The 3,824-nt window shown below is 33.8% G+C and carries 4 protein-coding genes and 1 pseudogene; all 5 read right to left on the bottom strand.

Translation table 11 applies throughout. The features are described 5' to 3' along the window. Positions 1-636 (bottom strand): glycosyltransferase family 2 protein (locus QL982_RS14165; RefSeq protein ID WP_290190420.1); only part of this gene is annotated, 636 nt, incomplete at its 3' end. A 23-nt stretch (positions 637-659) separates the two neighbouring features. After that, positions 660-1,763, bottom strand: coding sequence for a DegT/DnrJ/EryC1/StrS family aminotransferase (locus QL982_RS14160; RefSeq protein WP_290165442.1), 1,104 nt, complete (start codon positions 1,761-1,763; stop codon positions 660-662). Positions 1,764-2,037: 274 nt separating this feature from the next. After that, positions 2,038-2,772, bottom strand: coding sequence for an N-acetyltransferase (locus QL982_RS14155; RefSeq protein WP_290165444.1), 735 nt, complete (start codon positions 2,770-2,772; stop codon positions 2,038-2,040). Continuing rightward, a complete protein-coding gene (locus tag QL982_RS14150; RefSeq protein ID WP_290165446.1) occupies positions 2,769-3,164 on the bottom strand; it encodes an FdtA/QdtA family cupin domain-containing protein in 396 nt (131 codons plus the stop codon). The genes QL982_RS14155 and QL982_RS14150 overlap by 4 nt, the downstream gene beginning before the upstream one ends. Positions 3,165-3,314: 150 nt before the next feature. After that, positions 3,315-3,824, bottom strand: a pseudogene (locus QL982_RS14145) (hypothetical protein); the annotation flags it as partial.

Raw genomic sequence — 3,824 nt, 5'->3', positions numbered from 1 at the left:
GTGGTAATCCCATATTCCACTATAGATCATTTCTTTGAATAGCTTTGTTCTTAAAACTATATCATCACCAGTCATATCTTCATCAAAGCATTGTATTTTATCAATGACTTTCTTTCTGAAAATAACTCCTTGAATATAGAAAGCACCGAATTTAGTATATTCAAAATCTAATAGCTCTTCTAAACTAGGCTTTTCGGTAGTATCTATTGGTAATTTGGGTAATACATTGTTAATGAAACTACTATCGTTAATAGTAACTACTTTTTTAGCGGCAACAAAAGCTAATTTTGGATTAGTATTCATTATTTTTATTTCTTCTAGAATAGACTTGGAATTAAAAATATCGTCTAGCGAAATAAATGTTATCAAACCTCCTTTAGCAAAATTACAAGCGATATTCAGATTTTTTCCGATATTTCCTGTATTCTCTTGAGTAATGATTTTTAGCTCAAAAGGAAATTCTTTTTTTATTTTCTTTAATAATGTAACGCTATTATCACTAGAACCATCATCAACGACGATTACTTCAATATGAGGATAATCTATTCGTTTAATAGAGTCTAAGTTCTCTCGTAAAAAATCTGCATGGTTATATCCAAGGCAACAGATAGATAGTAATCCTTCATTAGTTTTCATATTGTAATCCAATAGTCAAAAATTTATTTTATTTTCCAAGAATTACATAGCTTTATTATATTTTGGACAGCTTCTATGGTTATTACATGACTAATTGGTAAGCTCAGTACTTCTTCATGTATTTTTTCCGAAACAGGGTAGCTTAAGTTATTCCACTCTTTATAAGCTTGTTGTTTGTGTGGGGGTACTGGGTAATGTATCAATGTCTGAATCCCATTCTCAGCTAAGTAATTCTGTAGCGCATCTCGTTGCTTACAGCGAATTACAAATACATGCCATACATGAGCGTCATTATGTGGCTCAGGTAATACTATATCTAAGTTATTGATACCCTCAATATAAGCTGCTGCAATTTTACGACGATGTATAATTTCTTCATCAAGATGACGTAGTTTTACACTGAGCATGGCCGCTTGAATCTCGTCTAATCGGCTGTTTACCCCTTGAAAAAGATTTTTATATTTTTCATGTGAGCCGTAGTTACGTAGAGCACGCAATGTATTTGCAAGCTCATCATCATTAGTTGTTACTGTACCTGCATCACCTAGTGCACCTAGGTTTTTACCTGGATAGAAACTGAACCCTGAAGCATTACCCCAGCTCCCTGCTTTCTGACCGTTGATACTTGCGCCGTGAGCTTGGGCAGAGTCTTCCAAGACTAGTAGGTTATGGCGTTGAGAAATATCCATAATAGACGGCATGTTAGCCAATCGTCCATATAGATGCACAGGCAATATTACTTTTGTTTTATCTGTAATCGCAGCTTGAATTTTCTCAGGGCAAATATTATAAGTTGTGATGTTTGGCTCAACTAGAACAGGTATTAGATTGTTAGCACTAATGGCTAAAATACTCGCAATATAAGTATTGGATGGAACGATAACTTCATCACCATCCTGAAGCTTACCCAGTTCTTTCCAAGCCCTTAAGGTGAGAATTAAAGCATCCAAACCATTAGCAACACCAATAGCATGTTTGGTGCCACAATAGCTAGCAAAGTCTTGTTCGAACTGTTCAAGCTCATTGCCATTAATATACCAGCCTGAATCAATAACACGGGTACAAGCAGTAATAAGTTCATCACGATACTGCGCATTAATAGCTTTGAGATCTAAGAAAGGAGTCATATTATTTACCTAAGAAATAAATATTTCGGTAGTGCTGGTTGTAAGCGCTTTGTATCAACCGTACATACAGTTTCGAAAGTTAATTAATTTATAGAGGGTTGAATATATCTTTGAAACGAGATTTTTTGCATATTGTTCAATAAAACGTACAGAATTATAGTTTCCCGAAATACTCGAAAATTCTTGCAGATTGACATTAGCCATCATCTGAGTATATGAAGCTATCATACCAACTTGAATTTTTGTATAGAAAATGAATTCCGTACGTTCATATTTATTCGCTAATCCATAATTTAATTATTTCTTCAGGATAACCACGATGAAAATGCTTACGCCATGGATAGGCATTACCACTCCCATCATTTAATTGTATTTTCGATGTTGAGCATATTTTTTTAGCAGGAGAACCTGCATAGATAGTATCTGCTTCTGTTATACCTTTTACTGAAGAGTGTGCACCGATGAGGCAGCCATTACTAATAATGGTTCCTGGAAGGATTACGCTCATAGTGGCAATAACGGCATAATCTTCAACAGTCACGCCAAGCAAAGTATCACTAGGAGGGTGTGGATCGTTTGTTAAAACGACGTAAGGAAAAATCCAGACAAAGTTCCCAATTTTACTTTTTTGACCGATATGAACATTACTGTGAAAACGTACAAAATCACCTATCTCACAATGGCCCTGTAAGTCGGATAGAGTGCCTATTTGCAAATTCTTCCCAGCTTGTACTTTTTCACGAACTGTTACTCTATGCCCTGTAATTAATGACTCCAAAAAAACAGATCCTTCATAGAAGATACTGTGTGATCTAATATGTGAGTTTGCACCTATATATAGTTTATCACCATTTGAAAAGTTATTAGCGATACCTATCTCACAAAATGCTTCGATGATTGTATTTTCAGCTATTTCAACATTATCATAAATTATTGTATAAGCACCGATTCTGACATTGGTATTAATTATAGCTTTATCAGAAACTATAGCAGTAGGGTGAATATTCATAAATACCTCAAGAAATTATCGTAATCACGAATGTAGTCTGTTTCGTCATAATACTCACTGGCTAAAACTAGTAATACACAGTCTTCTGAAAAATCATGCATCTCACGCCAAACCAAGTCTTCAATGAGTAAACCAGTCTGAGGATTATTGAGGATAATGTTTTTTTTATGTTTGCCATCATCCAATAAAATACGACAGCTACCTTTTACACAGATTAATACTTGTTTTAGATCTCGATGAGCATGAAAACCTCGAGAGACACCGCTCAACGTATCAAAAATATAGTAGACACGCCTTATATTGAAAGGTATATCAATCAAAGTTTCGAGAGCAATCAAGGATCCTCTGTTGTCACCGATAGTTGAAAAGTTTAATGTTTTGACTAGTTTCATTGTCTGCCTATTGTTTAGATATATAAAAAGTATTGCGAAGAAGGTGGCACAAATCGCTAGTAAATATATAAATTTCCTACGTTTTCGCACTAAGTTAGTATATTTATCTTACGTTCTAAAGTAGTTTTCATTTACATCCTCCAAAGATAATTAATGGCTTTTCTCGATGTTTTTCAACTCTTTCTCAATATTAAATTGAGTGATGTTATATATTTTTTTTAAGAATGAATTTGATAGCCGATTAACTCTCTTGTTGCTACTAATTTTAACATTTGGTCGCAACCTATTTTGAACTATACTAAAACCTTGGGTTTTTAAATTAGTATTATTAGGATTGGTTTCCCATTGATCAAAATAGGATCTACGATGAGAAAAATAAAACTTGCTTTCTAATGGCCTCAACTTATGACATCCTAAGAATGGATAAGTGTAAATGTAAGGTTTCGATGAGTACTTGGAGTTCATTAAAAGAAATGTGCAAATCAATCTTTCGAAAATAAATGGATAAAAACTTGCTTCTGTATTATATTGAGTCTTAGAAAAATATTGCGCTTTCTTCAAGTCGGGCATTTTTTCAACTGATGAATCTAAGTGCTTTACAAATTTAATAAAATTATCTAAAAAAGGCTTAGATGCTACCCAGTAATTACAATATATAGT

It is taken from the genome of Psychrobacter sp. 5A.1 (assembly GCF_030407455.1).
In the GTDB taxonomy this organism is placed as follows: Bacteria; Pseudomonadota; Gammaproteobacteria; order Pseudomonadales; family Moraxellaceae; genus Psychrobacter.
Note: the sequence above shows the minus strand (reverse complement) of the source record. Positions and strands in the feature narration are given on the sequence as shown.